The sequence below is a fragment of the Oceanibaculum pacificum genome (genome assembly GCF_001618175.1).
Classification (GTDB): Bacteria; Pseudomonadota; Alphaproteobacteria; order Oceanibaculales; family Oceanibaculaceae; genus Oceanibaculum; species Oceanibaculum pacificum.
In genome coordinates this window covers 61849-86346 of record NZ_LPXN01000116.1, presented here as the reverse complement: position 1 = coordinate 86346, position 24498 = coordinate 61849, and the positions used below count along the sequence as shown (strand labels likewise).

The window sequence follows — 24498 nt, the reverse complement described above, 5'->3', positions numbered from 1 at the left end:
GAAGGATTTTATCATGAGACTCACCCGACATTTCTTCGCCGCCGCACTGGGCGCACTAGTGGCCAGCGGATCGATCTATGGCGCCGCCGCGCAGCAGACGCTGCTGAACGTGTCCTATGATCCGACCCGTGAACTCTACAAGGAGTTCAACCAGGTCTTCGCGGAACACTGGAAGAAGGAAACCGGCGAGACATTGGCCATTTCCGTCTCCCATGGCGGTTCCGCCAAGCAGGCAAGAGCCGTGATCGACGGTCTGGAAGCGGACGTCGTCACCCTGGCCCTGGCTTACGACATCGACGCCATCGCCGAGCATGCCAGCTTGCTCGACAAGGACTGGCAGAAGCAGTTTCCGCACAACAGCACGCCCTACACCAGCACCATCGTGTTTCTGGTCCGCAAGGGCAACCCGAAGAACATCAAAGATTGGGGAGATCTGGTGAAGCCCGGCATCCAGGTTATCACCCCCAATCCCAAGACCTCCGGCGGCGCGCGCTGGAACTATCTGGCCGCCTGGGGCTATGCGCTGAAGCACAACAACAAGAGTGACGCAGCCGCCAAGAAGTTCGTCACCACGCTCTACAAGAACGTGCCGGTGCTGGATACCGGGGCGCGCGGCTCCACCACCACCTTCGTGCAGCGCAATATTGGCGATGTGCTGTTGGCCTGGGAGAACGAGGCCTTCCTGGCGATCGACGAACTGGGGCCGGACAAGCTGGAGATCGTGGTTCCCAGCGTCTCCATCCTGGCGGAACCGCCGGTCGCCATCATCGACAAGGTCGTCGACAAGCGCGGCACCCGCAAGCAGGCCGAGGCCTATCTGAATTTCCTCTACTCGCCTGAAGGCCAGCGGCTTGCGGCCAAGCATTATTACCGTCCGCGCCAGCTTGAATATGCCGGCGAGTTCGGGAAACGCTTCGCCAACCTGGAGCTGTTCACCATCCAGGATTTCGGCGACTGGCAGGTTGCGCAAAAGAAGCATTTCTCCGATGGCGGAGAGTTCGACCAGATATACAAGGTCGGCCGTTAACCGATGAGCACCGCCGCTCTCCTTTTCACCCGCAGGCGGCGCAGCCCATTGCCGGGCTTCGGCCCGGCAATGGGTTTCACACTGGCCTATATGGGCGCGGTCATCCTGATCCCGCTTGCGGCCCTGGTTCTGCGGCCCTGGACGCTGGGTGCCGAAGGCGTGTGGGACGTGGTCAGTTCGCCGCGTGTGCTGGCCTCTCTCAGGCTCAGCTTCGGGGCGGCGCTGATTGCGGCGACGGTCAATGTCGGATTGGGGCTGGCGGTGGCCTGGATGCTGGTGCGATACGACTTTCCCTTGAAACGGATCGTCGATGCGATGGTCGATCTGCCTTTCGCCCTGCCGACAGCGGTGGCGGGCCTCGCTCTTACCGCGCTCTATGCGCCGAACGGGTGGATCGGCCAGTTCCTCGCCCCTCTGGGTATTCAGATCGCCTTCACCCCGGCGGGCGTCGTGGTGGCACTCATCTTCATCGGCCTGCCCTTCGTGGTGCGTACGGTGCAGCCGGTTCTGCAGGATCTCAACCCGGAACTGGAGGAGGCTGCGGTAACCCTGGGCGCTGGCCGCGCCGTCACTTTCCGACGGGTCGTGCTGCCAGCACTGATGCCGGCGCTGCTCACCGGCTATGCTTTGGCCTTCGCGCGGGCCGTGGGCGAATACGGGTCGGTCATCTTCATCGCCGGAAACATGCCGATGGTCTCCGAAATCGCGCCTCTGCTGATCGTCGTTCAGCTGGAACAGTACGACTACGCGGCGGCGGCGGCCATTGGCATGGTGATGCTGCTCGCTTCCTTTGTCCTGCTCCTGATCATCAATTTGCTGCAGCGCTACAGCCGTCGCTGGGACGAAAGGTGAGGCACATGACGATTTTTCTGTCCCATGGCCAGACCGGCGGCGTTAACCGCGAGGCGCAGCGCGATTCGCGCGCCGTGCGCTGGTCGGTCATGGCGCTGTCGCTGGGCTTCCTGCTGCTGTTCATCCTGCTGCCGCTGATCGCCGTCTTCATCGAGGCGCTGCGGCGCGGTATCGTTCCCTTTCTAGAGGCGATCGCCGAGCCCGACGCGCTGTCGGCGATCCGGCTAACACTGCTGGTGGCCGCGATCTCGGTGCCCCTGAACATCGTCTTCGGCGTCGTCGCTTCCTGGGCTATCGCCAAATTCGAGTTCCGGGGCAAGGCGTTCCTGATAACGCTGATCGACCTGCCCTTCTCAGTGTCGCCGGTTATCTCCGGCCTGGTCTATGTGCTGCTGTTCGGCGCGCAAGGCTATCTCGGCCCCTGGCTGCGCGAGAACGACATCCAGATCATCTTCGCCCTGCCCGGCATCGTGCTGGCGACCGTGTTCGTCACCTTTCCCTTCGTCGCGCGAGAACTGATCCCGCTCATGCAGTCGCAAGGGACGGACGAGGAGGAAGCCGCCATCATGCTGGGGGCGAACGGCTGGCAGACGTTCTGGAAGGTGACGCTGCCCAACGTCAAATGGGGCCTGCTGTACGGCGTGCTGCTCTGCAATGCGCGCGCGATGGGCGAGTTCGGCGCGGTGTCCGTGGTTTCCGGCCATATCCGCGGCAAGACAAACACGATCCCGCTGCATGCGGAGATTCTCTACAACGAATATAATTTCGTCGCCGCCTTCGCCGTCGCCTCGATCCTCGCCCTGCTGGCGCTGGTGACGCTGGTCGCCAAGAGTGTGCTGGAATGGCGCTTCGGACATGAGTTATCGACTGGCGGCAAGCATTAATACAATTCGATACTGTTAAATATATAACAAAACAAACTTACACGTTAATTTATTGTTGACTCACTGTGATACTGTACAATACCGTCCGATTATTCCGTGGTGATTTGAGCCGACCGGCTTGCGGCCACGTTAAACAACTCGCTAAAAGGTCGGTGTTCGGTTGATAGCCGGGCCCTGATCTCCATCGTGGGTTTGGGCTTATGCCGCACCGGTCGCCTCGCGTCGCCCCCGTTCAGAGGAGTCGAGCGATGACCCGAGTGCGCCCCCTTTCATCCATGGAAATACCGCTTGATCTGGCGGCGGTCTACGAGGAGTTCGCTGATAATTACGGCCCCTTCCGTAATCAGGTAGCTGTGCTCGCGCATGTACCCTCCGCGCTGCGGCATCTCATGCCGATGCTGCTGGAGCTGCGGCGTGCCCGAACGCTGCCGAAGCGCTATCTGGAAATCGCGATCCTGACCGTCTCGAAACTGAACGAGTGTGATTATTGCGTTTCCCGCCACGCTCCTTTCCTGGCCGAGGAAGGCGTATCGGAGGCTGGCATCGAGCGGCTGCTGGATTATGCGAACCACCCCGAGCTGAACGCCATCGATAAGCTGGTCGCGGAATACGCCGCCATCGCCTGGACCCGGCCCGGCCATGTTCCCGATTCGCTGTTTGAGCAGCTTCGCCTGCATTTCAGCGAGGCGCAGATCGTCGAACTGACCTTGCGCATCACCCTCTGCGGTTTTTTCAACAAGTTCAACGAGGCGCTGCGGATCGGGGACGAAACCCCAACCGCCCAGCGTCTGGCGAGTTGAACCGGAACAGAATGGAAGGAAAGACATCATGACGAAGCGACTATCGCGTCTGCTGGCGCTGCCACTGATCGCCGGCGCACTTACCCTGGGCAGCCCCGCCAAGGCGGCAGAGCCGGATGCCATACTGAACGTCTCTTACGACATCGCTCGCGAGCTGTTCGCCGCGATCAATCCGCTGTTCGTCGCCGACTGGAAGCACAAGACCGGCCAGGATATCGAGGTGAAGCAGTCGCATGCCGGCTCCTCCCGCCAGGCGCGCAGCATCCTGGAAGGGCTGCAGGCCGATGTGGTCACCTTCAACCAGGTGACCGACGTGCAGATCCTGCACGACAAGGGCAAGCTGGTCGCCGGCGACTGGCAGCAGCGATTCCCGAACAATGCCTCGCCCTACTATTCCCTGCCGGCCTTCCTGGTGCGCAAGGGCAATCCCAAGGCGCTCAAGGATTGGGACGATCTGGTCCGCGACGGGGTGGAGGTGATCTTCCCGAACCCGAAGACCTCCGGCAATGCGCGTTATACCTATATGGCGGCCTATAGCTTCGCGCAGGAGAAGTTCGGCGGCGACACGGCCAAGACCGAGGCTTTCGTAAAGAAGCTGTTCGACAATGTGCCGGTGTTCGATACCGGCGGTCGCGGGGCCACCACCACCTTCATCGAACGCGGCATCGGCGATGTGCTGATCACCTTCGAATCTGAAGTCCATGCGATGCGCAAGCAGCATGGCGAGGACAAGTACGAAGCCATCACCCCCTCCGTCAGCCTGCTTGCCGAGTTCCCGGTCGCCGTGGTCGATGGCGTTGCGGAGAAGCGCGGCAGCCAGAAGGTCGCCAAGGCCTATCTCGACTTCCTCTATGCCCCGGTCGCGCAGGAAGTGCTGGCCCGCGACTTCTTCTACCGAGTGCAGGATGAAACCGTGTCGAAGAAATATGCCGCGCCGCTGCCAGCGATCCGGCTGATCAAGGTGGAGGATGCGTTCGGCGGCTGGGACAAGGTGACGCAAGAGCATTTCGCCTCCGGCGGCACACTCGACAAGCTGTTCGGCCAGCGGTGATTGGCCTGTCTTCCCTTCCCTCCGGTCGGGCTGCCGCCCCTGCGCCGTCCAGACGGCGCAGGCAACGGCGCGCCCTGCCCGGCTTCGGCCTGACGCTGGGCCTGTCGGCAACCTATCTGGGGGTGATCGTGCTGCTGCCGATCGCCGCCCTGCTGCTGCACGCCGCCAGCCTCAGCCCGGCCGAATTCTGGGCCATCGTCAGTTCGCGCCGGGCGGTGGCGACCTACCGCATCACCCTCAGCTCCGCCTTCTATGCGACGCTGTTCAATGCGGGTTTCGGCCTGCTACTGGCCTGGGTGCTGGTGCGCTACGACTTTACCGGCCGGCGGCTGCTGGATGCGATGATCGACCTGCCCTTCGCCCTGCCGACGGCGGTGGCGGGCATCGCACTGACCGCGCTGTTCGCGCGCAACGGAATTTTCGGGCAATGGCTGGAGCCGATGGGCATCAAGATCGCCTATGCGCAGCCCGGCATCGTCATCGCCATGGCCTTCACCAGCCTGCCCTTCGTGGTGCGCACGATACAGCCTGTGCTGGAGGATCTGGAAGTCGAGATCGAGGAGGCCGGCCATATGCTGGGCGCGACCGACGGGCAGCTCTTCGCGCGGGTGATCTGGCCGGTGCTGATGCCTTCCTTCCTGGCCGGCGCGTCGCTGGCCTTCGCGCGCAGCCTGGGCGAGTTCGGCGCGGTGGTGTTCATCGCCGGCAACCTGCCGATGCGCACCGAGATCACCGCGCTGCTGACCTATATCCGCATCGACGAGTACGATTATCCGGCCGCCGCGGCGCTGGCGACGGTGATCCTGCTGTCGGCCTTCGTGATGCTGTTCGCGGTCAACGCGCTACAGCTCTGGCAGCTGCGCTACATGCGGCGGTCCTGATCATGGCGGCCATCGATTTGACCGCGCCACGCCGCCGGGTCTTCGCCGGCCCGGTCGCGCATGCCCTGCTGATTGGCCTCGCCGTCACCCTGTCGGTGCTGGTGATCGGCCTGCCGGTCGTTGCCGTTTTCGGCATGGCGTTGTCCAGCGGTGCGTCGGTGTATATGGCGGCCATCCTGCAGCCGGCGACGCTGTATGCCATCTGGCTGACCGTCCTGACGGCGCTGATCGTGGTGCCGATCAATATCGGCTTCGGCATCGCGGCGGCCTGGGCGATCACCCGCTTCACCTTTCCAGGCAAGAAGCTGATGACCACGCTGATCGAGATTCCCTTCTCCATCTCGCCGATCGTCGCCGGCACCGCCTATCTGTTCCTGTATGGCGCGCAAGGCCTGTTCGGCCCCTGGCTGGCGGCAAGCGGCATCCAGATCATGTTCACGGTGTTCGCCATCTTCCTGGTCAGCCTGTTCGTCACCAGCCCCTTCGTCGCGCGCGAGCTGATCACCGTGATGCAGAGCCAGGGCGTGGAGGACGAGGAGGCCGGCGTAAGCCTTGGCGCATCGGGTTACATGCTTTTCTGGAAGGTCACCCTTCCCAATATCAAATGGGCGCTGCTCTATGGCGCCGTGCTGTGCAACGCCCGGGTGATGGGCGAATTCGGCGCGGTCAGCGTGGTGTCCGGCAGCATCCGGGGGGAAACCAATACGCTGCCACTGCAGATCGAACTGCTGTTTCAGGACCAGAATACGGCTGGCGCCTTCGCCGCCGCCTCCACCTTGACCGTTATTGCCCTCATCACCCTGTTCATCAAACTTTGGGCCGAACGCCGGAGAGACAGTCATGAGCGCCTTTGAAACCATCGAGAGTCCGACCGTGCCGTCATCCACCCGTACCGAAGCTGCCACCAGCCCTGCTGACGCCCGCCACACGCCGCGCCTTGTGGGCAACGCCTCCGTTGGAATCGAGGTGCGCAACGTCGTCAAGCACTTCGATAATTTCGCCGCGCTGGACGGCGTCAGCCTCTCGGTCGCGCCGGGCGAGCTGGTGGCGCTGCTGGGCCCCTCCGGCTCCGGCAAGACGACGCTGCTGCGTGTCATCGCCGGGCTGGAATTCCCCGATAGCGGCGACGTGCTGTTCGGCGGCCGCGACGCGCTGTCGATGACCGCGCGGGAGCGGCGCGTCGGCTTTGTGTTCCAGCAATATGCTTTGTTCCGCCATATGACAGTGGCGCAGAATGTCGCCTTCGGCCTGGATGTGCGCCCGCGTGGCGCCCGGCCCGCCCGCGCCGAGATCACCGAGCGTGTCCGCCTGCTGCTGGAGCGCGTGCATCTGCAGGGGTTGGAGAAACGCTATCCGCAACAGCTCTCCGGCGGCCAGCGCCAGCGTGTGGCACTGGCCCGGGCGCTCGCCATCGACCCTTCCGTGCTGCTCCTGGACGAGCCGTTCGGCGCGCTTGATGCCAAGGTACGCAAGGAACTGCGACGCTGGCTGCGCAACCTGCACGACGAGCTGGGCCTGGCCACATTGTTTGTCACCCATGACCAGGAAGAGGCGCTGGAACTGGCCGACCGCGTGGTCGTGCTGAACAAGGGGCTGATTGAACAGGATGGCTCCCCGCAGAAGGTGTATGACAGCCCCGCCACCGCCTTCGTCGCGCAGTTCATCGGCGACACGCTGACCCTTCCGGTCCAGGTGACGGACGGGCAGGCCGAGGTGCTGGGTGCCCGCTTCCCCGCTGCCCCCGGCACGCCGGAAGGCCGCGCCGTCGCCTACATCCGCCCGCACGATGTGTCCGTACAGCCACAGGGCACCGCCAACGGCGTAACGGCCGAGGTGATCAGCATTACCCTTTCAGGAGCTGTACTCACCCTGCGCCTCGGCATCCGGGGGCTGGGTGAACTGGATGCCATCGTCAGTCGGCAGGATGTTCAACGGTTTGACCATGAGAAAGGCAGCATAGTCACCGTTGCTGCGACACAGGCCTATATCTTCTCTGATTGAATGCGGCCCGTGCTTCGCAGGATTTTGGTCAACAGCCCTTCGAAAAGGGATATGTGGGGAATTCTGTGCAGACACCAACCCATTAACAACATTTAAATAATGTAAAAATAATAAATCATCACCTCAGTATCGTATTTTTATTGACGCCTGTTCCACCAATCACATAATCTCGTTCTCATCCGTGGTGATTTGAGCCGACCGGCTTGCGGCCACGTTAAACAACTCGCTAAAAGGTCGGAGTTCACAAGCGAACCCCCCGTTCCTATAGCGTGTTGTCGGCTCCGCCGCTTCCGGTCCTCTCTCCCACATGGTCGAGAAGAGGTACCGGTCATGACCGATATACATGTCATTCACGAGAATTCCGTCTGGGTCGAGCCGCTGGCGGAAGCCTTCGCCGCGCAGGGGCTGTCCTGGGTGAACTGGCATCTGGCGGAAGGCGAGTTCGACCTGTCCGCCCCGCCGCCCGAGGGCATTTTCTACAACCGGATGAGCGCGTCGTCGCACACGCGCGACCACCGCTATTCCGCCGAATACACCGCCGCCCTGCTCGCCTGGCTGCAGCGTCATGGCCGCAAGGTGGTCAACGGCGCCCCGGCGCTGGATCTGGAGATCAGCAAGGCCCGCCAGTACGCGACACTGGATGCCGCCGGCATCCGCACGCCGCGTACCGTGGCCGTGCTCGGCAAGGAGCGTTTGCCGGCCGCCGCGCGGCGGCATTTCGGGGACGGCCCATTCATCCTGAAGCCCAATCGCGGCGGCAAGGGGCTGGGCGTCCAGCTGTTCCAGACTGTCGGCGCGCTGGAAGCCTATCTGGAAAGCGACGCCTACGAGGCTTCTGCCGATGGCATCCATCTGCTGCAGCACTATGTGCGTGCCCCCGTGCCCTACATCGTGCGTGCCGAGTTCATCGGCCGGCGCTTCCTCTATGCCGTCCGCGTCGATACCAGCGACGGGTTCGAGTTGTGCCCTGCCGATGCCTGCCAGGTTGGCGACGCCTTCTGCCCGGCCGGCGAAGCAGCAGCATCGCCGCCGGCGCAGCAACCACCGAAATTCCAGATCATTCACGGCATCGCATCGGCACAGCAGGCCGCCTATGAGCGGTTCCTGGAAGCTGCCGGCATCGACGTCGCGGGGATCGAGTACGTGCTTGACGCCGAGGGTGTGGCCTTCACCTACGACGTCAACACCAACACCAATTACAACCCGGACGCCGAACGGGTCGCCGGCAAATACGGCATGAAGGCGCTCGCCGCCTATCTCGGCGTGGAATTGCGCCGGCTCTATCCCGAAGCCGACGCCGCCTGACAGGCATCCGGCACATCAGCAGACAGAAGGAAACGCAGAAATGAGCGACTACAAGAACCCCGAGACCATCGCCCTGCATACCGGCTGGCGCTCCGACCCCGGCACCGGCGCCGTCGCCGTGCCGTTGTTCCAGACGACCTCCTATCAGTTCGAGAACACGGAGCACGCCGCCGACCTGTTCGCGCTGAAGGTGCATGGCAACATCTACACCCGCGTCGGCAACCCGACGACCGAGGTGCTGGAAAAGCGTGTGGCAGCGCTGGAAGGCGGCGTGGCGGCGCTGGCCGTGGCCTCGGGGCAGGCTGCCTCGGCCTACGCCATCCAGAACATCGCCCATGCCGGCGACAATATCGTCAGCTCGACTGATCTGTATGGCGGCACCTGGAACCTGTTCGCCAACCGGCTGAAGGAACAGGGCATCGAGGTGCGCTTCGTCGATCCCGCCGATCCGGAGAATTTCCGCCGCGCCACTGACGACCGCACCCGCGCCTATTACGCGGAAACCCTGCCGAACCCCAAGCTGATCGTGTTCCCGATCGCCGAGGTGGCAGCCATCGGCCGCGAATTCGGCGTGCCGCTGATCGTGGACAATACGGCAGCCCCGTTGCTCGTCCGTCCGTTCGACCATGGCGCGGCGGTGGTGGTCTATTCGACGACGAAGTATCTGGGCGGTCATGGCACCTCCATCGGCGGGCTGATTATCGATGGCGGCAATTTCGACTGGAAGGCCTACCCGGAGCGCCAGCCCTACCTGAACCAGCCGGACCCCAGCTATCACGGCGCGGTCTGGGTGGAAGCGACGGAATCGCTGGGCCCGGTCGCCTATGTCGTGAAGGCGCGTACCACGCTGTTGCGCGATCTCGGCGCCTCTCTGTCGCCCTTCAACGCCTTCCTGACGCTGCAGGGCATCGAGACGCTGGCGCTGCGCATCGAGCGCCATTCCAGCAATGCCGCGACGGTCGCCGATTTCCTGAAGAACCGCCCGGAGGTGACGCGGGTCATCTATCCCGCCCTGCAGACCGGGGCCGCGAAGGACCGCGCCGACAAATACCTGAAGGGCGGCTATGGCGGGCTGCTCGGCTTCGAGCTGGAGGGCGGGCGCGAGGCCGGCCGGCGGTTCATCGACGCGCTGGAGCTGTTCTACCATGTCGCCAATATCGGCGATGCGCGCAGCCTGGCAATCCACCCGGCGACCACCACCCATTCGCAGCTTGCGCTGGAGGACCAGATCTCGACCGGCGTCACCGACGGCTATATCCGCCTGTCGGTCGGCATCGAGCATATCGACGACATTCTCGCCGATATCGAACGTGGTCTTTCCGCCGCCGGCCGTCGCACCATCGCGGCCTGAGGGGGGCTGTCATGCTTCAGCACGCACAATCCTCGCTGAACCTGCCGCTGCTGGATCTCCGGCAGTTCGACCAGGGACCGTTCGAGAGGGAGAAATTCCTGTCCGCCCTGCGCGCCGCCGCGCGCGATGTGGGTTTCTTCTATCTGACGGGTCACGGCATCCCGGACCGGGAGATCGACGGCATCTTCAGGCTTTCCCGGCAACTCTTCGATCTGCCGGAGCCGGAGAAACTGGCAATCGAGATGGTCAACTCGCCGCATTTCCGTGGCTACACCCGCGCCGGCTGGGAAATTACCCGTGGCCGGCAGGACTGGCGCGAGCAGATCGATATCGGCACGGAACTTCCCGCCCTGCCGCGCCATCCGGACCTGCCGGCCTGGACGCGCCTGCAGGGACCGAACCAGTGGCCGGAGGCGATTCCGGAATTCCGCAACGCCCTGCTGGAATGGCAGGCCTCCGTGACCGATCTCGCGGTGCGGGTGCTGCGCGCCTTCGCCCTGTCGCTCGGCCAGCCCGAGGATGTGTTCAGTCCGATCTATAATGGCGCGCCCAACCGGCTGATCAAGCTGATCCGTTATCCGGGGCGCGATCTAACATCCGACGATCAGGGAGTGGGGCCGCACAAGGACAGTGGCTTCCTGACCCTGCTGCTGCAGGACCGGCAGAAGGGGCTGCAGGTGGAGACCGAACAGGGCTGGATCGACGCGGAGCCGATCCCCGGCGTCTTCGTCGTGAATATCGGCGAATTGCTGGAACTGGCCTCGAACGGCTATCTGCGCGCAACGGTGCATCGGGTCATCACCCCGCCGGCCAACACTGACCGCATCTCCGTCGCCTTCTTCATGGGCGCACGGCTGGACGCCACCGTGCCGCTGCTCGACCTGTCGCCCGAACTGGCGGCGGAAGCCAGCGGCCCGACGGCCGACCCGCTGAACCCGCTGTTCCGCGAGGTTGGGCGCAACTACCTGAAAGGCCGTCTGCGCTCCCACCCCGATGTCGCACAGCGGCATCACGCTGACCTTCTCGAGCAATTCGTGCTGTAACCGACATGACCGCCACCGGACCGACACTGGCCGACACGCTGAGCTGGGCCGCCCGATATCACCCGTCGAAACCCGCCCTTGTCTGCTGGCAGGACGGGCAGCGGAAAGTTTGGAGCTACGCCGCGCTGCAAGCCGCCGCGAACCGACACGCCAATCTGCTGCTGTCGCTTGGCATCGGGCGGGGCGATGTGGTGGCGGCGTTCCTGTACAACACGCCGGCTTTCGTCTTCACGTTGCTCGCGGCGGCGAAGGTCGGCGCGGTATTCAACCCGATCAACTACAGGCTGGCGGCGCAAGAGCTGGAATTCATCCTTGATGACGGCAAGGCGCGCATCCTGTTTTACGAGCGGGAAGGCAGCGAGACGGTCGAGAAGGTCCGGGCTGGCGCGCGCATAGCGGTCGAGCACTGGCTCTATGCCGACGAGGACGAGCCACCGCGCGGCAGCCGGTCCCTCCCCGCGCTGGCGGCGTACCAGCCGGCAACGGCGACGGTGATCGATGTGCATGAGGACGATCCCGCCATCCTGATGTACACCAGCGGCACGACCGGTCGGCCCAAGGGCGTGCTGCACACACATCGCAGCAAGATCACCCATAATTACCTGATGATGCAGATCATGGGTCTGTCGCCCGGCGATGTCGGCCTGGCGGTGGCACCGCTGAACCATACGGCGGAACTGCATACCAGCTTCCTGCCCCGGCTGCATGTCGGCGCGACGCAGATATTGCTGCGCCGGTTCGATGCCGCCGAGGCGCTGCGGCTGATCGAGGCCGAGCGGGTGACGCATTTCTTCGCCGCGCCGACCATGATCAACATGCTGCTGCATCACGAGGACCTCGCGCGGCGCGATCTGTCCAGCCTGCGGCTGGTCGAATATGGCGGCGCCTCGATGGCGCCTCACCTGATCCGCGAATGGGACCGCAAGGTCGGTGCGAAGCTGGTGCAGGTCTATGGCACGACGGAGATGGGGCCGTGTATGAGCTGGCTCGGCCCCGACGAACAGCTCTCGCATGCCGGATCGGCCGGCAAGCCGGCGCTGAACCACGATCTCGTGGTCGCAAGACTGACCGCGGATGACAGCCCGACCGACCCCGGCCAGCCGGCGGAGCCTGGCGAGGTGGGCGAAATCCTGGTGCGCGGACCCTGCATGATGGGCGGCTATCTGAACCGTCCAGAAGCGAACGCCCTCGCCCTCGCCCATGGCTGGTATCATACTGGCGATCTCGGCGTGCTGGATGAGGACGGCTATCTGTGGATACGCGACCGCATCGACCACATGATCAATTCTGGCGGGGAGAACGTTTACCCGCGCGAGGTCGAGGATGCGCTGATCGTGCATCCCGATGTTCTGGAGGTCGCGGTGGCCGGAGAACCGGACCCGCTCTGGGGCCAGATCGTCGCGGCCCATATCGTGCCGCGCACCGGCAGCGATCTCACGGCGGAAAAGCTGGAGGCCTTCCTGCTCGAAGGTGACCGGCTGGCGCCCTACAAGCGCCCGCGCCGGTACCATTTCGTCACCGAATTGCCGAAGACCACCAGCGGCAAGATCCAGAAACACCTGCTCTCGGCAGAAGCGGCACCCGCCGTTCTCGCCGAGAATGTCCCCCGATAGCGAAAGGCCTGAGATGCGTCCTCCGTCATCGCCCCCTTTCGCCCTCCTGTCCGGCCGGCCCTGTACGACAGGTTGCCGGCGGGGCCGCGGAATTTGAGCAGCAGCTTGCCCCGCGTCACCAAGAGCTAAAGCGCCAGGACGGTTCCCGTCTGGCTCCCGTTTTCCGAAGGGAGTTCATCCATGACTCACAACCGATGTAGCTGACGGCCCTTCCACCAAAGGGCCTTTCCACCCTGCCGTTCATCCCTCATCCGAAGGATGGCGATCATCCTCCCCGGCGCGCGCCCTTGGCAGCGCGATGGGGCAACTCGACCTTAATTCCTGTTTATGGAGACCAAACATGCTTACCCGTCACTCGCTCGCCCTGCTGGGCGCGGCCTTGTTTGCCTTCGCCGGCCTGACCGGCAACGCACAGGCTGCCGACAAGCCCCTGACCGTCGGCGTCTCATCCGGCCCCTATGGCGACATCCTGCGCGAGGCCGCGCGCCTTGCCGAGAAAGAGGGGCTGAAGGCCGAGATCATCGAGTTCACCGACTGGAACCAGCCGAACGCGGCGCTGGATGCCGGAGAGATCGACCTGAACAATTTCCAGCATCGTCCGTACCTCGCCAACCAGATCAAGGCGCGCGGCTACAAGCTGGTGGCGCTGGACGCGTCAATCGTCGTGCCGGGCGGCATCTTCTCCGCCAAGGTGAAGGGTTTTGACGCCCTGCCGAAGGGTGCCAAGCTGGGCATTCCCAACGATCCGACCAACGCGGCCCGCGCGCTGTTCCTGTTCCAGGAAGCCGGGGTGATTAAACTGAAGCCGGGCGCCGGCAGCACCGCAACGGCGCTCGATATCGCCGAGAATCCGAAAAATGTGACCTTCGTGGAACTCGATGCCGCCCAGTTGCCGCGTTCGCTGTCGGATCTCGACGCCTCCTTCGTGTCCAACAACTACGCTCACCTGGCCGGGCTGAAGCTGAAGGACGCGCTCATCACCGAAACCAAGAATTCGGAATGGACGCTGGTCTTCGCCTCCCGCGAGGACCGCAAGGACGATCCGCGGATCAAGAAGTTCATCTCGATCTACCGTTCCGAGCCCGTCAAGAAATTCATCGAGGATAAGTTCAAGGGCTCGATCCTGCCGACCTGGTAACGCCCTGGCGCTGCCAGACCTTGCCTTGCGGGAGCCGTCGGCTATTGACGCTGGCGGCTCCTTGCCTGTTTGTGACGGAAACCTGACGGAGAATACATATGGCAACCCTGCCCACACTCGATTTCCAGGACTATGTGGCGGGCGGCGACCGGCGCGCCAGCTTCCTGAAGACGCTCGGTGAGACCGCCCGCGAAGTCGGCTTCTTCTACCTCACCGGTCATGGCGTGCCGCTGGAGGTTTCCGACGGTCTTGTGTCTCTGGCGCGGAAATTCTTCGCCCTGCCCCAGGCCGAGAAGGAGGCGATCGACATCGCCAACTCCCCGCATTTCCGGGGCTATACGAGAATAGGCAACGAACATACACGCGGCCGGCGGGACTGGCGCCAGCAGATCGATTTCGGCGTGGACCGCCCGGCGATCCCGCAGGATGGCCAGCAGCCGCTCTGGACCCGGCTGCAGGGACCGAACCAATGGCCGGCCGCGCTGCCGGAACTGGAGCCTGCGGTGCGTGACTGGCAGGCAAGGTTGGAGGCCGTGTCGGTGCAACTGCTGGAGGCTTTCGCCCTGGCGCTGGAACTGCCGGCTGACGCCTTCTCCGCCATCTACCGGGAACAGCCGAACCACCGGCTGAAGGTGATCCATTATCCGGGGCGCGACATCGCCGAGGACGAGCAGGGCGTGGGCGCGCACAAGGATGGCGGGTTCCTGACCCTGCTGCTGCAGGACCGGCAGGCCGGTCTCCAGGTCGAGACGGACGCGGGCTGGGTCACGGCGGCGCCGATCCGCGGCAGCTTCGTCGTCAATATCGGCGAGTTGCTGGAACTGGCGACCAATGGCTATCTGCGCGCGACAACGCACCGCGTCGTCGCCCCACCGGCCGGCGTGGACCGCATCTCCATCGCTTTCTTCTTCGCCGCCCGGCTGGATACGGAAATTCCGCTAGTGTCATTGCCGGCGCATCTGGCGGCCCTGGCGCGCGGCCCGGCCAGCGACCCGCTGAACCCGATGTTCCGCGATACCGGCCTCAACCAGCTGAAGCAGCGCCTGCGCTCCCATCCCGATGTGGCGCAACGGCACTACGCCGATATCCTTCATCAGTTCGGCTTGTGAGGTCAGCCAGGCAATTGCATCGCCTTCAGACAGTCGATGCACAGCCGGGCGGCAGCGGAAAGGCCGGTTTCCGGATGGATGACATGTGACAAAACCTCTGATAAAAGAGGGATCGATTATAGGTTTTGTCACATGCTCTCGACGAAAAATTCGCAAAGGACGAAGCTCAGAAGCCTGCTCAATGCGCGGAGCATGATGCATGCGCATCAACTGCGCGAGGCTGGCATCAGCGCGCAAACGATCGCACGGGCCGTCGAGGAGGGAGAGATCGAACGTATCTCGCGCGGGGTTTATCAAAAGCGTGGCGCAGAGGTCGAAGAGAACCAGATCCTTGCTGAAGCCATCATGCGTGCCCCCAAAGGCGTGATCGCTTTGGTGTCGGCGCTCGCCTTTCATGGACTGACCGACCAAATGCCACGGCGCGTTTGGATGGCGATCGGGACGAGCGATTGGGCGCCCGTGCAGTCCTATCCCCCGCTGCGTATGGTTCGTTTCACGGAGCCCTATCTGCGACAGGGCATCGAGCATCACGCGATCGCTGGACTCGACGTCCCGGTCTATTCGATCCCGAAGACCCTTGCCGACCTCTTCCGAAACCCCAAACTGGTCGACCGGTCAGTCGCTGTAGAAGGCCTGCGCGCTGCTCTTCAGCAACGCAAGGCAACTCCGAGCGCAATCGCCCAGGCCGCGAAGGCCGGCGGCGCTTGGAAGGTGATGCAACCCTATCTCGAGGCGCTCACCTCCAATGGCTAAAGCACCAACGAATATAGCGAAATCGGTCAAGGACCGGCTGCTCAATATGGCCCGCAAAGAAGGGCGCGCATTCGACGTCCTGCTGGTGCGGTTCGCGCTCGAACGACTGCTTTATCGCCTGTCGATCTCAGCGCATAGGGACCGCTTCGTCCTGAAAGGCGGCATGCTGGTCACGGTCTGGGTGGCCGACGGCAATCGGGTGACGCGGGATGCAGACTTTCTCGGACATGGGGACACCGATCCTGACCGTCTGATCGCTGACTTCGGGGAGATCATGGCAATCGAGAGCGACGATGGGCTCGCCTTTGATATCGACGCGCTCACTGCGACGGTTATTCGAGAAGAGATGGAATATGGCGGGGTTCGCCTCAAGACCGCGGCCTATCTCGAAAGGACGCGCATTCCCGTTACAATTGACATCGGTTTCGGCGACGCTATGGCCGATGCGACGCAGCGGCTTGACTATCCGACCCTGCTGGATCTTCCCGCTCCGCAGGTTCGCTCCTATCCGCCCGCCACGGTAATCGCCGAGAAATTCCAGGCGATGGTGGCGCTTGGCGTCCTCAACGGACGCATGAAAGACTATTACGACCTGTGGGCGATCCCGCGCGCCATCGACATTTTCGATAGCGACCTGGATGCAGCCATCCGCGCAACGTTCGAACGTCGTGGAACGCCGATCCCGAATGAACGCCCCTCGGGCTTATCGGACGAGATGGCTAGGGACGAAGGGAAGCAAAGGCAATGGCGTGCCTATGCTGCATCGCTCGAACTCGACAATATTTCGCTGGAATCGATTATCGAAGCGGTCTGGGAGTTGGTCGGCCCGTCATGCGCGCGGATTGCAGCAAAAGTCGGGGATGAAACATGACGTCCTCAAATCCTCCGTGTAGCAGCGCAGCGCATGGAGCCGCTTCATCATGTCCCTGTGGTTCCGCACGCCCGACGGGCTGCGCTATTTCAAGGAAGCGATGAAGCTTGTCCTCACCGTGCGGGATGAGGCACTGAACGCGCGATACGCGGAGGTGAAAAAGGAAGGCTATCCGGACAGCCTTGAGGACGCCATCGCATGGCGCGTCGGCCTGTTACCATTCCGGGCGCGGATCGAACGCTTTGCGACCTGTCGGGAAGCTCAGGAAATGATGAGCGTCATCGGTGCCCGCAACCAGAAGCTCTCCGACAGGGCTTGCTATATGCGTGGAACACAACCCATTCATCGCTTTGGCCTTCGGATAGAAGACGGCGGACGCCCATAGAGCTTCTGAAAAGCCGCGTTAAAGCGTCTTACACTCCCAAAGCCCGCTTTGAATGCGATATCCGTGATTGGCAGTGTGGTTTCGTCCAGAAGTCGTTTTGCCCGCCTGATGCGGAGCGTCTGCGCGGTCTGAAGCGGTGACGCACCAATATGATCGGCGAAAAGACGCGAAAGATGCCGTGCCCCAACACCAAGGCGGTCAGCCAGGGCCTCTACGGTGCCGGTATCCAATGCACCGTCCTCAATCAGCTTCAACGCACGTTCAACTGTGGCACGGGTTCCTTTCCACGCAGCACAGAAAGGGGCCGCTTCCGGTCTGCATCGCAGGCAGGGTCGATAGCCTGCCCGTTCGGCCGCCGCGGCGGTGGGGTAATAGCTGACGTTTTTTGTGAGCGGATGCTTCACCGGACAAACCGGCCGGCAATAGATTCTGGTCGTGCAGACAGCCGTGAAAAACTTTCCATCAAAGGCCGGATCACGCCTCAATCGTGCTTCGTTGCATGTATCAAAATCAAGCATGAGGCGAGTTTAGAGGCGAAACCGGCCCGACGCGAGGTCGCGCGGGTGATGATGTCCGAAAATGGCCAGTGTCGCCAAGAGCAAGGCTGTAGATATCTGGCAGTTCAACGATTCACGGATACTTGCCATGCATATGACACTACAGGACTGGGCATTGCTCTTGCTGCTCTCGGTCCTTTGGGGCGGATCATTCTTTTTCGTCGCTGTAGCCGTCGAAGAATTGCCTCCGCTGACGGTCGTGGCCCTTCGCACCGGAATCGCGGCCCTCACCCTTCTCGTAATCGTGCGGCTGCGAGGAGAGAGGTGGCCTTTCGCGAAAGGGGCTATAGGCGAAAAATTTGAAATAGCAAATAAAGAAATCAAGAAACTTGAAAGAGAACTTGAAAATAGGCGTATGGCCATTATCACTAGGCACATTAAATTAGTGTTTTTAGCTGTATCGCCTATCCTAATGGGGTTGGCGGCGACACTATACAGCGCATCAGCCGCTTGGGAATTTACTCAAGCGGTATGGCAGAAGGCGGGTAGCTAACCCCTCCTATTTCCTCATCCGCTTGCTTCCACAGTGCTTCCACGCCTGCCGGCCGGGGCCATGGCCCAGACACACCAAAGCCCGCAAGTCTATGACATTGCGGGCTTAATTTGGTTGCGGGGGCCCGCAACCGCGTTTGTTAAAGCTTCAGGTCCGGGAGCGCTTTTCTCCTCGGCAACCAAGCCCAGAATCCCTAGCAATTCGCCGCGTAAGACGGCGGTAAACTCGCCTCTGCCGACGCCCGGCGTGATCACCACCTCCCCGATCAAAGCGCGAACATCCGCGGCCGCTTCGGCATGCGTATCGGGGCTCGCCAGAGCGTCCGTCAGCCTGGCGACTTGCATGCGGTAGAGTTCGGCGATGTTCGGATGCACGTCAGGCATGTCGGCTGGCGCCTCAGCTATGCGCGCCGTGATTTCGGCCTTCTCCCGCTCCAATTCCTCCATCCGCGCTTTCATGGAGGACTGGTACATCCCGTCCTCGATGGCCCGCATGATGCCCTGGATCGCGCGCTCGATCTTCTCGAGAGCCTGGCGGTCGACTTCGGTCTGGGCGCGGCGCTCCTGGTTCTGCCGATTGGTCTGCTCCACATAGGCGCGCACCGCCAGGGCCACGGCATCTGCTGAAACGAGCTTATCCTGAAGGCCGGCAAGAGCGCGGCGCTCGATCACCTGCCGGGCCACCGTGCGGTTGTTGTCGCACGTGCTGCGCCGATAGTGGTTCAGGCAGCCATAGCGGTCCCGTGCGATGATCCCGTACTTTCCGCCGCAGCAGCCGCAAGTCAGCAGGCCGGACAACAGGAAGGCCGGCCGACGCAAGGCGTGGATGCGCTTCGCTCGTGCCTCCCGCACGCCGATGGTCGTTGGTTCGAACTGCTTCGCAAGCTCCGCCTGCCGGTCTTTCACCGCTCGCCAGAGCGCGTCATCGACGATACGCAACTCGGGAACATCCGTCCTGAGCCATTCGGACTCCGGGTTTGGCCGGGAGACGCGCCGGCCGGTGCCCGGATCCTTGACGTACCGTTGCCGGTTCCAGACGAGCACACCGATGTAGAGCTCGTTGTTGAGAATGCCGGTGCCGCGCGAGACGTGCCCCCTTATCGTCGTATCACCCCAGGCGCGGCCAAGCGGACCGGGAACGCCCTCACGGTTCAGTTCGGCCGCGATCGCACGCGGGCTCCGACCGGCGGCGAACTCTCGGAAAATGCGTCGGACGATCCGAGCCTCGGCTTCGTTGATCGCGCGTTCCCCGCGGAGCAGCTCGCCTTCGCTGTTGGTGCGCTTGACGACGTCATAGCCGTAGCAGAGTCCCCCACCGGCCTTGCCCTTCTCGACGCGCCCCTGGAGACCGCGATGGGTCTTGGCCGCGAGGTCCTTCAGGAACAGCGCGTTCATCGTGCCTTTCAGGCCGACGTGCAGCTCCGAGATTTCGCCTTCGGCCAGGGTGACGATCTGCACGCCGGCGAAGCGCAGATGCTTGAACAAAGTCGCGATATCGGCCTGGTCGCGGGAGATGCGGTCAAGTGCCTCGGCCAGCACGAGGTCGAACTTCCCTTGCTTGGCGTCCTGCAGCAGCGCCTGCATGCCACGCCGCAAGGTCACGCTGGCGCCCGAGATGGCTGCATCCTGGTAGGTGTCGACGACGCGCCAGTTCTCACGTGCGGCATGGTCGCGGCAGACGCGGAGCTGGTCGTCGATCGAGGTAACGCTCTGATTGTCGGAGGAGTAGCGGGCGTAGAGCGCAACCTTGATCATTCTCAATCCCCCTATCGGCGGACGCCACTGCTCTGGCGCTGCCCGCTCAACTCCAGGAACTTCTCCTTCACCTTCGCGAACAGGCGCGGCGGGATGAAACCGTAACTGAACACGTCAGGGCGGCCAGGTAGCGGAGCGAGGCCGCCATTCGGCCATTCATCGACGTTGTATTCCGATACGATCACCCAACTTGGCGCCTCGTCTAGCCCGAGCGCCTCCTTCACCTTCGCCGGTATCTCGATGCCGACTGTGTCATCGTCCGCCGGCGCGTGCGTGATCGGCAGAATGACCACGAACTTTGGGCGGAGGCTGGAGTCGCTCGCCGCGACCAGGCAGGCCGGACGCTCCTTTCCCTGATCGCGGCCTGCAGCGGCCTCGTGGGACCAGAGATAGTCGTAGCGGATCACCAGACCCGGCTTCGGCTCTGGCAAGGCCACCAGCCCCGCCTCACTTCATGAGATCGTCGAGCGGGGCATGCTCCGGGTCCATCTCGGCCCGGCGCACGGCGTCCACAACAACCTCCGCTGCCTCTGTCGTCCGACCGGTCCGGCGTGCTGCCGCGACGAGCCAGTCATAGTGATCGGCCGACATCAGAACCAGTTCCCGCCGGCCGTGGCGGGTGATCTCCACCGGTTCACGCTGGGCCTGATGCTGAAATTCGCCGAATTTGCGCTGAAATTCCATCGCAGTGGTTTGCGCCATAGCTTCCTCGGCATGTAAACTTCCGATCATCTGTATTCTCCGTATAATGCGAAAATGTCAAGCTCGATCGCTCAAGCCCGGCCGTGTCACTCATCTCGCGGCTCGTTGTCATTGGCCGGCGGGAGAAGATTGGCGTGCTCCCGCGCCAAATGCCGGCCGATTGCTTCGGCGATGCGACAGATTCGAGGATCGAGGGACTCGCCACGTCCCCTGCCATTGTCGTTGGCAGGCGCCTTGGGCTCCGATTGGCGATCGCTCCGCTTCATAGCGCATCCTTCCCCAGGGTATCGAACGGCCGATTCACGCGGTCCGTTCACCCAGTAGGGATTCACCAGAAACGCAGAGTCTAAAATCGCCTTTATCCGCGCCCTTTTACGCTCTCGCCGAATTCGACTTCGAAGAGTGGGCTCGAGTCCGTGATGTCGCACAAAAGTGGGAGGTGTATTGGCTCTACAACACAGTATGGAACCAAGGGTCCGCCGCTACTTTTGTCTACTTTTCGCATCCTGACGCCTATCGTCGGTCAAGCTCGTGAAGGGCGAATGGCGGCGGTACCAATCTAGGTTTCAGACCATCACGGTGAAACAACAACACGAAACTCGCCCTGCGTCGTCGTCTTCAGGAACAGTTCGGTTGTTCCGAGCAATTTAAGAATATCCGCGCTAAGCGCCGGCTTTGACCCGCCGGGCTGCACGACGATCACCTCGAAAGTCACTTTCGATCGTCTCGCCTTTTCCTTGAAGTACGAAAGCACCTTCATATCGCCTTTCAGGAAGCGCGAATGGCCGTCCCTGTCCCATATCTCATGGCGGCGCTTGAGGTCATGGTACAGTCGCCCGATGCCGAGATGCTTGACCGTGATGCTCTTCTGGGCCTGGCCGCAGACCGTGTAGAAGTTGCCGATATCGTTCGACACCTGGCCGCCGAGCGCGCCCTTGCAATGGACGAGGCACAGCTTGATCGTGCTTTCATCGACATCCTTCAGGCAGACGAGATCGCCCGCTTCCCCTTTCCCGTCGTCATTGAAAACGAGATCGTACTCATCGGCGACGTTCAGGAAACTGCGGTACTGAATCGTGTCCTCATTCCCCGCTTTGCCGATGGATTCCCGGTTTAATGGGATATCACCCCACTCCCACGCTTCCAGCCGGTCGCGCGGAAACGCCCCGGCATCGAGCGGTACCGGGATGTGGTAGCAATTGTAAGAGTAGGTCCCGTCGGCGTATCGCACGATCACCGGATCGCTGACGAAGTACTCGATCACGTCCGTCTTTGGGCCGTTGGTCTTGCGGAAGAAGGCATCGGGGCCTGACACCTTCTCATACCGGTATCCGGCTTCCACCGCCCCGTCGATGCGAAAGCGATATTCGGATGCGGCGGCGTCGCTCGACAGCCGCAATATGACGGCGCCATCCTCCTCGACGGCGGCGATTTCAAGTTCGACGAGATACAGCGGCACTTCGGTCGTGCCGAACACGACAAACTGTCTCTCACTGTATCCGGCCTGCGCCTGCTCGCCCCATTGCACGCCAATCGGATGCGCCTCGTACGGTGCGGTCAGTTTCTTTGGCCGCAGGAAATCGCGCGTGATGTTGGCGTCGATCTCGTCTTCCGTCGAGACCTTGGCCCAGGTATGCGTCGTCCAGTCGATCCAGTGCGCGACCGTACCCGCCGCCTGCTGCCAGACCTTGCCGCGCTTCTGCGTGCCACCCCACAGCACGCGCTCGCCGTCCTCGTACCCGACGCAGGCTATGTTGTTCAGGGCGGATTCGGCACGTTCGATGCTGGCGAGACCTTCCGTGACGTTCGGTCCGAAATACGACGTAAAGCTGATCGCACCGATGCGCGACGATCCGAGATTCTTGACCAGCGGCAGTTCGACATTGTTCAGGATGTTGAAGATGACGGGGCCTTGCAGAAGCGTAGTCTCGTCATCGGTGATCGCCTTCGCCAGCGCCGTGCTTTTCAGCCCGTCGTAATCGCTGGCGTAGACGAACAACGCCGCATTTTCCCTGTCCCATCTCGCGACGATCAGGTCGTACTGCGAATCGAGCAGGTTCTGGTACTTGCCCCAACGCACGCGCGTGTTGCGATGCACGACGGCGACCAGAACGTTGTCGTCCTCGCTGATCGCATACCAACTCTCCGCGTCGCCCGACAGGACGCTGGTATAGTTCTGCGGCTGCCAGTCCGCACACCGCGTTTTGAATATCTGCGTGGACAGCGATGGCCGAAGGTTCCAGAGCGAGAGATGCGCGTGCAGATCGCCGCGTTCGCGCAGATTGTGAACCACGTCCTGGAGCCGCAGCTCTTCCTCGATACGTTCCTCGCTGAGCCGCCGGATCAGGCCGTCCCAGTCGGCGCCTTCTGAATACAACGCCTCCAGCTTCGTCTCGGTTTCGGGGTCGGCGATGTTCGCGACCACCGTCGCTTCGCCGACCTGCTCCCAGTTGCCTTTGCGCGTGAACCGGCCGACGAACTGCAACGTGATCGCCAGCGATTTGTGCGCGTCGTGAAGCGCGGCCACTTTCAGGTTCGGCAGGTCATAGCCTTCGCCAAGCATATCGACGCAGACGACGATATGCGCGCTGCCGTCTCCACGGTTTTTCAGTCGCGCCAGGGCATCCCGGTTTTGGCGCACGCGCCCCGGACCGGAGAAGACGAGCTGTGGCGCCATATCCGGCGCAAGCTCCCGGTAGAGATCGAAGAGTCTCTCCGCGCGCGTCTGCGATCTGCACCGCGCCATCAGGATGTGGTCGCGCCCGAGCGTGTCCCGGTCGTGCCGAAGCACCTCGATCGCCGCTTCCGCGATGCGCCGGTCGCGCGTTTCTTCGTCGCCGAACTCCTCGATGGTCTTCAGATTGATCGGCCGGTAGTAGTCGGCCGCCTGGGCGTCGCCCAGCTTGAAGTTGAAGACGATCTTGCCGTCGATGCGGCGATTGTCGCGGCGGAACGGGGTCGCGGTGAACTGCGTGATCCGCTTTTTCGCGAACATCTCGCGCACGCTCGACCACTGCGTTGCGGGAACGTGATGCGCCTCATCGACGATCAGGTCGGTGCAGTGCTCCGTCAGGACTTCAAGCGCTTCGGGGGCCGAAGCGCTCAATGTCTGCGGCAGGGCGACGATGACGTTGGCACTCTCGATCAGTACCGCCGCGTCCTCCGCCGACGCGATGCCAGTCGCGAGCTTCGCCACGGCCGGGCCGATCAGCTCGCGCGGCACGACACCGGCATCGGGAAGCACGCCGAGGGACACGAACTTGTCGGCGATCTGGGTGCGCAGCGTGTCGCTCGGCACGATGACAAGCGTTCGCTTCAGCCGCCTGTAGACCTGCAATGAGAGCATGGTTTCGGTCTTGCCGGTGCCGGTCGGCAGCACGACCGTCGCCGGTTCGAAATCGCTTCCCACCGAAAAATGCGCCGCGATCGCGTGCAGCGCGCCGACCTGCGGCGGGCGCAAGCCGTTCGTGCCCGTATCGGGGTCTTCCTCCCGGAACAGGAACCGGTCCTTCCAGCTTTCGAGTATCTGCTCGGGCGCGCTGAAGTATTTGGTCAGCAGGCTGAGATCGTCCCACACGAGCCTGGTCTCAAATCCGAGATCGTCGATGTTGTCGAGGTCCGGCGCGGACAAGACCAGGTACCTAGCCTCTGCGCGGCGCGCGCCCTTGCGCCGCAGCAACAGGGCATCGAACGGGGGATTGAGACGCGTTTGGACAAGCGCGTGTCCCTTTACCTCCGACCCGGACACACTCGCGTCGAAGCAACCGCCGCGAAACGCCTGCTGGAATACGGCATTGCCGCCGATCGTCTCCTTGCGAAGTGGAGCCGGCGGAAGCGTGATCCTTCCCTGCCAGTCGGTGAACAGGCCCAAAGCGGTCTCTTACCCCCTATATTTATGGGCTTTCCATTGTATAGCAACGAGATGTGG

At 62.7% G+C, this 24498-nt stretch carries 23 protein-coding genes and 2 riboswitches; of the genes, 18 read left to right on the top strand and 5 right to left on the bottom strand.

Annotated elements, in window-relative coordinates:
* Positions 1–13: 13 nt before the first annotated feature.
* From AUP43_RS11785 to AUP43_RS19025, 17 genes are all read left to right on the top strand, one after another.
* Positions 14–1027 (top strand): sulfate ABC transporter substrate-binding protein, encoded by a 1014-nt coding sequence (locus AUP43_RS11785; RefSeq protein ID WP_067557051.1) that lies wholly within the window; start codon positions 14–16, stop codon positions 1025–1027.
* Between the two features lie 3 nt (positions 1028–1030).
* A complete protein-coding gene (cysT, locus tag AUP43_RS11780) occupies positions 1031–1879 on the top strand; it encodes a sulfate ABC transporter permease subunit CysT (protein WP_067557048.1) in 849 nt (282 codons plus the stop codon).
* Positions 1880–1884: 5 nt separating this feature from the next.
* Positions 1885–2763 (top strand): sulfate ABC transporter permease subunit CysW, encoded by an 879-nt coding sequence (cysW, locus tag AUP43_RS11775; protein WP_067557045.1) that lies wholly within the window; start codon positions 1885–1887, stop codon positions 2761–2763.
* 86 nt (positions 2764–2849) lie between these two features.
* A riboswitch (SAM riboswitch) is annotated at positions 2850–2928 on the top strand.
* A gap of 83 nt (positions 2929–3011) precedes the next feature.
* The gene (locus AUP43_RS11770) at positions 3012–3563 is read left to right on the top strand and encodes a carboxymuconolactone decarboxylase family protein (RefSeq protein ID WP_067557042.1); all 552 of its coding nucleotides are present in this window, start codon (positions 3012–3014) and stop codon (positions 3561–3563) included.
* A 28-nt stretch (positions 3564–3591) separates the two neighbouring features.
* The gene (gene cysP / locus AUP43_RS11765; protein WP_067557039.1) at positions 3592–4614 is read left to right on the top strand and encodes a thiosulfate ABC transporter substrate-binding protein CysP; all 1023 of its coding nucleotides are present in this window, start codon (positions 3592–3594) and stop codon (positions 4612–4614) included.
* Positions 4611–5495, top strand: a complete 885-nt coding sequence (cysT, locus tag AUP43_RS11760; RefSeq protein WP_322096432.1) for a sulfate ABC transporter permease subunit CysT — start codon at positions 4611–4613, stop codon at positions 5493–5495. The genes cysP and cysT (AUP43_RS11760) overlap by 4 nt, the downstream gene beginning before the upstream one ends.
* Positions 5496–5497: 2 nt before the next feature.
* A complete protein-coding gene (gene cysW, locus AUP43_RS11755) occupies positions 5498–6349 on the top strand; it encodes a sulfate ABC transporter permease subunit CysW (RefSeq protein ID WP_067557036.1) in 852 nt (283 codons plus the stop codon).
* Positions 6336–7496, top strand: coding sequence for a sulfate/molybdate ABC transporter ATP-binding protein (locus tag AUP43_RS11750; protein ID WP_084462759.1), 1161 nt, complete (start codon positions 6336–6338; stop codon positions 7494–7496). Before cysW (AUP43_RS11755) ends, AUP43_RS11750 begins: the two co-directional genes overlap by 14 nt.
* A 171-nt stretch (positions 7497–7667) precedes the next feature.
* Positions 7668–7746, top strand: a riboswitch (SAM riboswitch).
* Between the two features lie 80 nt (positions 7747–7826).
* Entirely contained in the window at positions 7827–8801 is a 975-nt protein-coding gene (locus tag AUP43_RS11745) for an ATP-grasp domain-containing protein (protein WP_067557033.1), read from the top strand.
* 40 nt (positions 8802–8841) lie between these two features.
* A complete protein-coding gene (locus AUP43_RS11740) occupies positions 8842–10152 on the top strand; it encodes an O-acetylhomoserine aminocarboxypropyltransferase/cysteine synthase family protein (protein WP_067557030.1) in 1311 nt (436 codons plus the stop codon).
* An 11-nt stretch (positions 10153–10163) separates the two neighbouring features.
* The gene (locus AUP43_RS11735) at positions 10164–11195 is read left to right on the top strand and encodes an isopenicillin N synthase family dioxygenase (protein ID WP_067557027.1); all 1032 of its coding nucleotides are present in this window, start codon (positions 10164–10166) and stop codon (positions 11193–11195) included.
* A 5-nt stretch (positions 11196–11200) separates the two neighbouring features.
* On the top strand, positions 11201–12808 hold the full coding sequence (locus tag AUP43_RS11730) for a long-chain-fatty-acid--CoA ligase (RefSeq protein ID WP_067557024.1): 1608 nt from the start codon (positions 11201–11203) through the stop codon (positions 12806–12808).
* A 340-nt stretch (positions 12809–13148) separates the two neighbouring features.
* The gene (locus AUP43_RS11725) at positions 13149–13946 is read left to right on the top strand and encodes a MetQ/NlpA family ABC transporter substrate-binding protein (RefSeq protein WP_067557021.1); all 798 of its coding nucleotides are present in this window, start codon (positions 13149–13151) and stop codon (positions 13944–13946) included.
* Positions 13947–14044: 98 nt separating this feature from the next.
* A complete protein-coding gene (locus tag AUP43_RS11720) occupies positions 14045–15055 on the top strand; it encodes an isopenicillin N synthase family dioxygenase (RefSeq protein ID WP_067557018.1) in 1011 nt (336 codons plus the stop codon).
* 132 nt (positions 15056–15187) lie between these two features.
* Positions 15188–15808 (top strand): type IV toxin-antitoxin system AbiEi family antitoxin domain-containing protein, encoded by a 621-nt coding sequence (locus AUP43_RS11715; protein ID WP_067557014.1) that lies wholly within the window; start codon positions 15188–15190, stop codon positions 15806–15808.
* Entirely contained in the window at positions 15801–16679 is an 879-nt protein-coding gene (locus AUP43_RS11710; RefSeq protein WP_067557011.1) for a nucleotidyl transferase AbiEii/AbiGii toxin family protein, read from the top strand. Before AUP43_RS11715 ends, AUP43_RS11710 begins: the two co-directional genes overlap by 8 nt.
* 49 nt (positions 16680–16728) lie before the next feature.
* The gene (locus tag AUP43_RS19025) at positions 16729–17064 is read left to right on the top strand and encodes a hypothetical protein (protein WP_067557008.1); all 336 of its coding nucleotides are present in this window, start codon (positions 16729–16731) and stop codon (positions 17062–17064) included.
* On the opposite strand, the gene AUP43_RS18700 is transcribed toward AUP43_RS19025, so the two are convergent.
* Positions 17022–17582 carry a bifunctional transcriptional activator/DNA repair enzyme AdaA gene (locus AUP43_RS18700; protein WP_084462758.1) on the bottom strand — a complete coding sequence of 187 codons (561 nt, stop codon included), beginning with the start codon at positions 17580–17582 and terminating at the stop codon, positions 17022–17024. The two genes, AUP43_RS19025 and AUP43_RS18700, sit on opposite strands and share 43 nt — an antisense overlap.
* Before the next feature lie 61 nt (positions 17583–17643).
* Here AUP43_RS18700 and AUP43_RS19590 point away from each other — a divergent pair, with 61 nt between their 5' ends.
* The gene (locus AUP43_RS19590) at positions 17644–18114 is read left to right on the top strand and encodes an EamA family transporter (RefSeq protein ID WP_067557004.1); all 471 of its coding nucleotides are present in this window, start codon (positions 17644–17646) and stop codon (positions 18112–18114) included.
* A gap of 89 nt (positions 18115–18203) precedes the next feature.
* Here the strand turns inward: AUP43_RS19590 and AUP43_RS11695 are convergent, their stop codons facing one another.
* From AUP43_RS11695 to AUP43_RS11680, 4 genes are all read right to left on the bottom strand, one after another.
* Entirely contained in the window at positions 18204–19868 is a 1665-nt protein-coding gene (locus tag AUP43_RS11695) for a recombinase family protein (RefSeq protein ID WP_067557001.1), read from the bottom strand.
* A gap of 11 nt (positions 19869–19879) precedes the next feature.
* Positions 19880–20305 (bottom strand): hypothetical protein, encoded by a 426-nt coding sequence (locus AUP43_RS11690; RefSeq protein WP_067556996.1) that lies wholly within the window; start codon positions 20303–20305, stop codon positions 19880–19882.
* Between the two features lie 10 nt (positions 20306–20315).
* Positions 20316–20600, bottom strand: coding sequence for a type II toxin-antitoxin system prevent-host-death family antitoxin (locus AUP43_RS11685; RefSeq protein ID WP_232315105.1), 285 nt, complete (start codon positions 20598–20600; stop codon positions 20316–20318).
* A gap of 544 nt (positions 20601–21144) precedes the next feature.
* Positions 21145–24441 carry a DEAD/DEAH box helicase gene (locus tag AUP43_RS11680; RefSeq protein ID WP_067556991.1) on the bottom strand — a complete coding sequence of 1099 codons (3297 nt, stop codon included), beginning with the start codon at positions 24439–24441 and terminating at the stop codon, positions 21145–21147.
* Between the last annotated feature and the right edge of the window lie 57 nt (positions 24442–24498).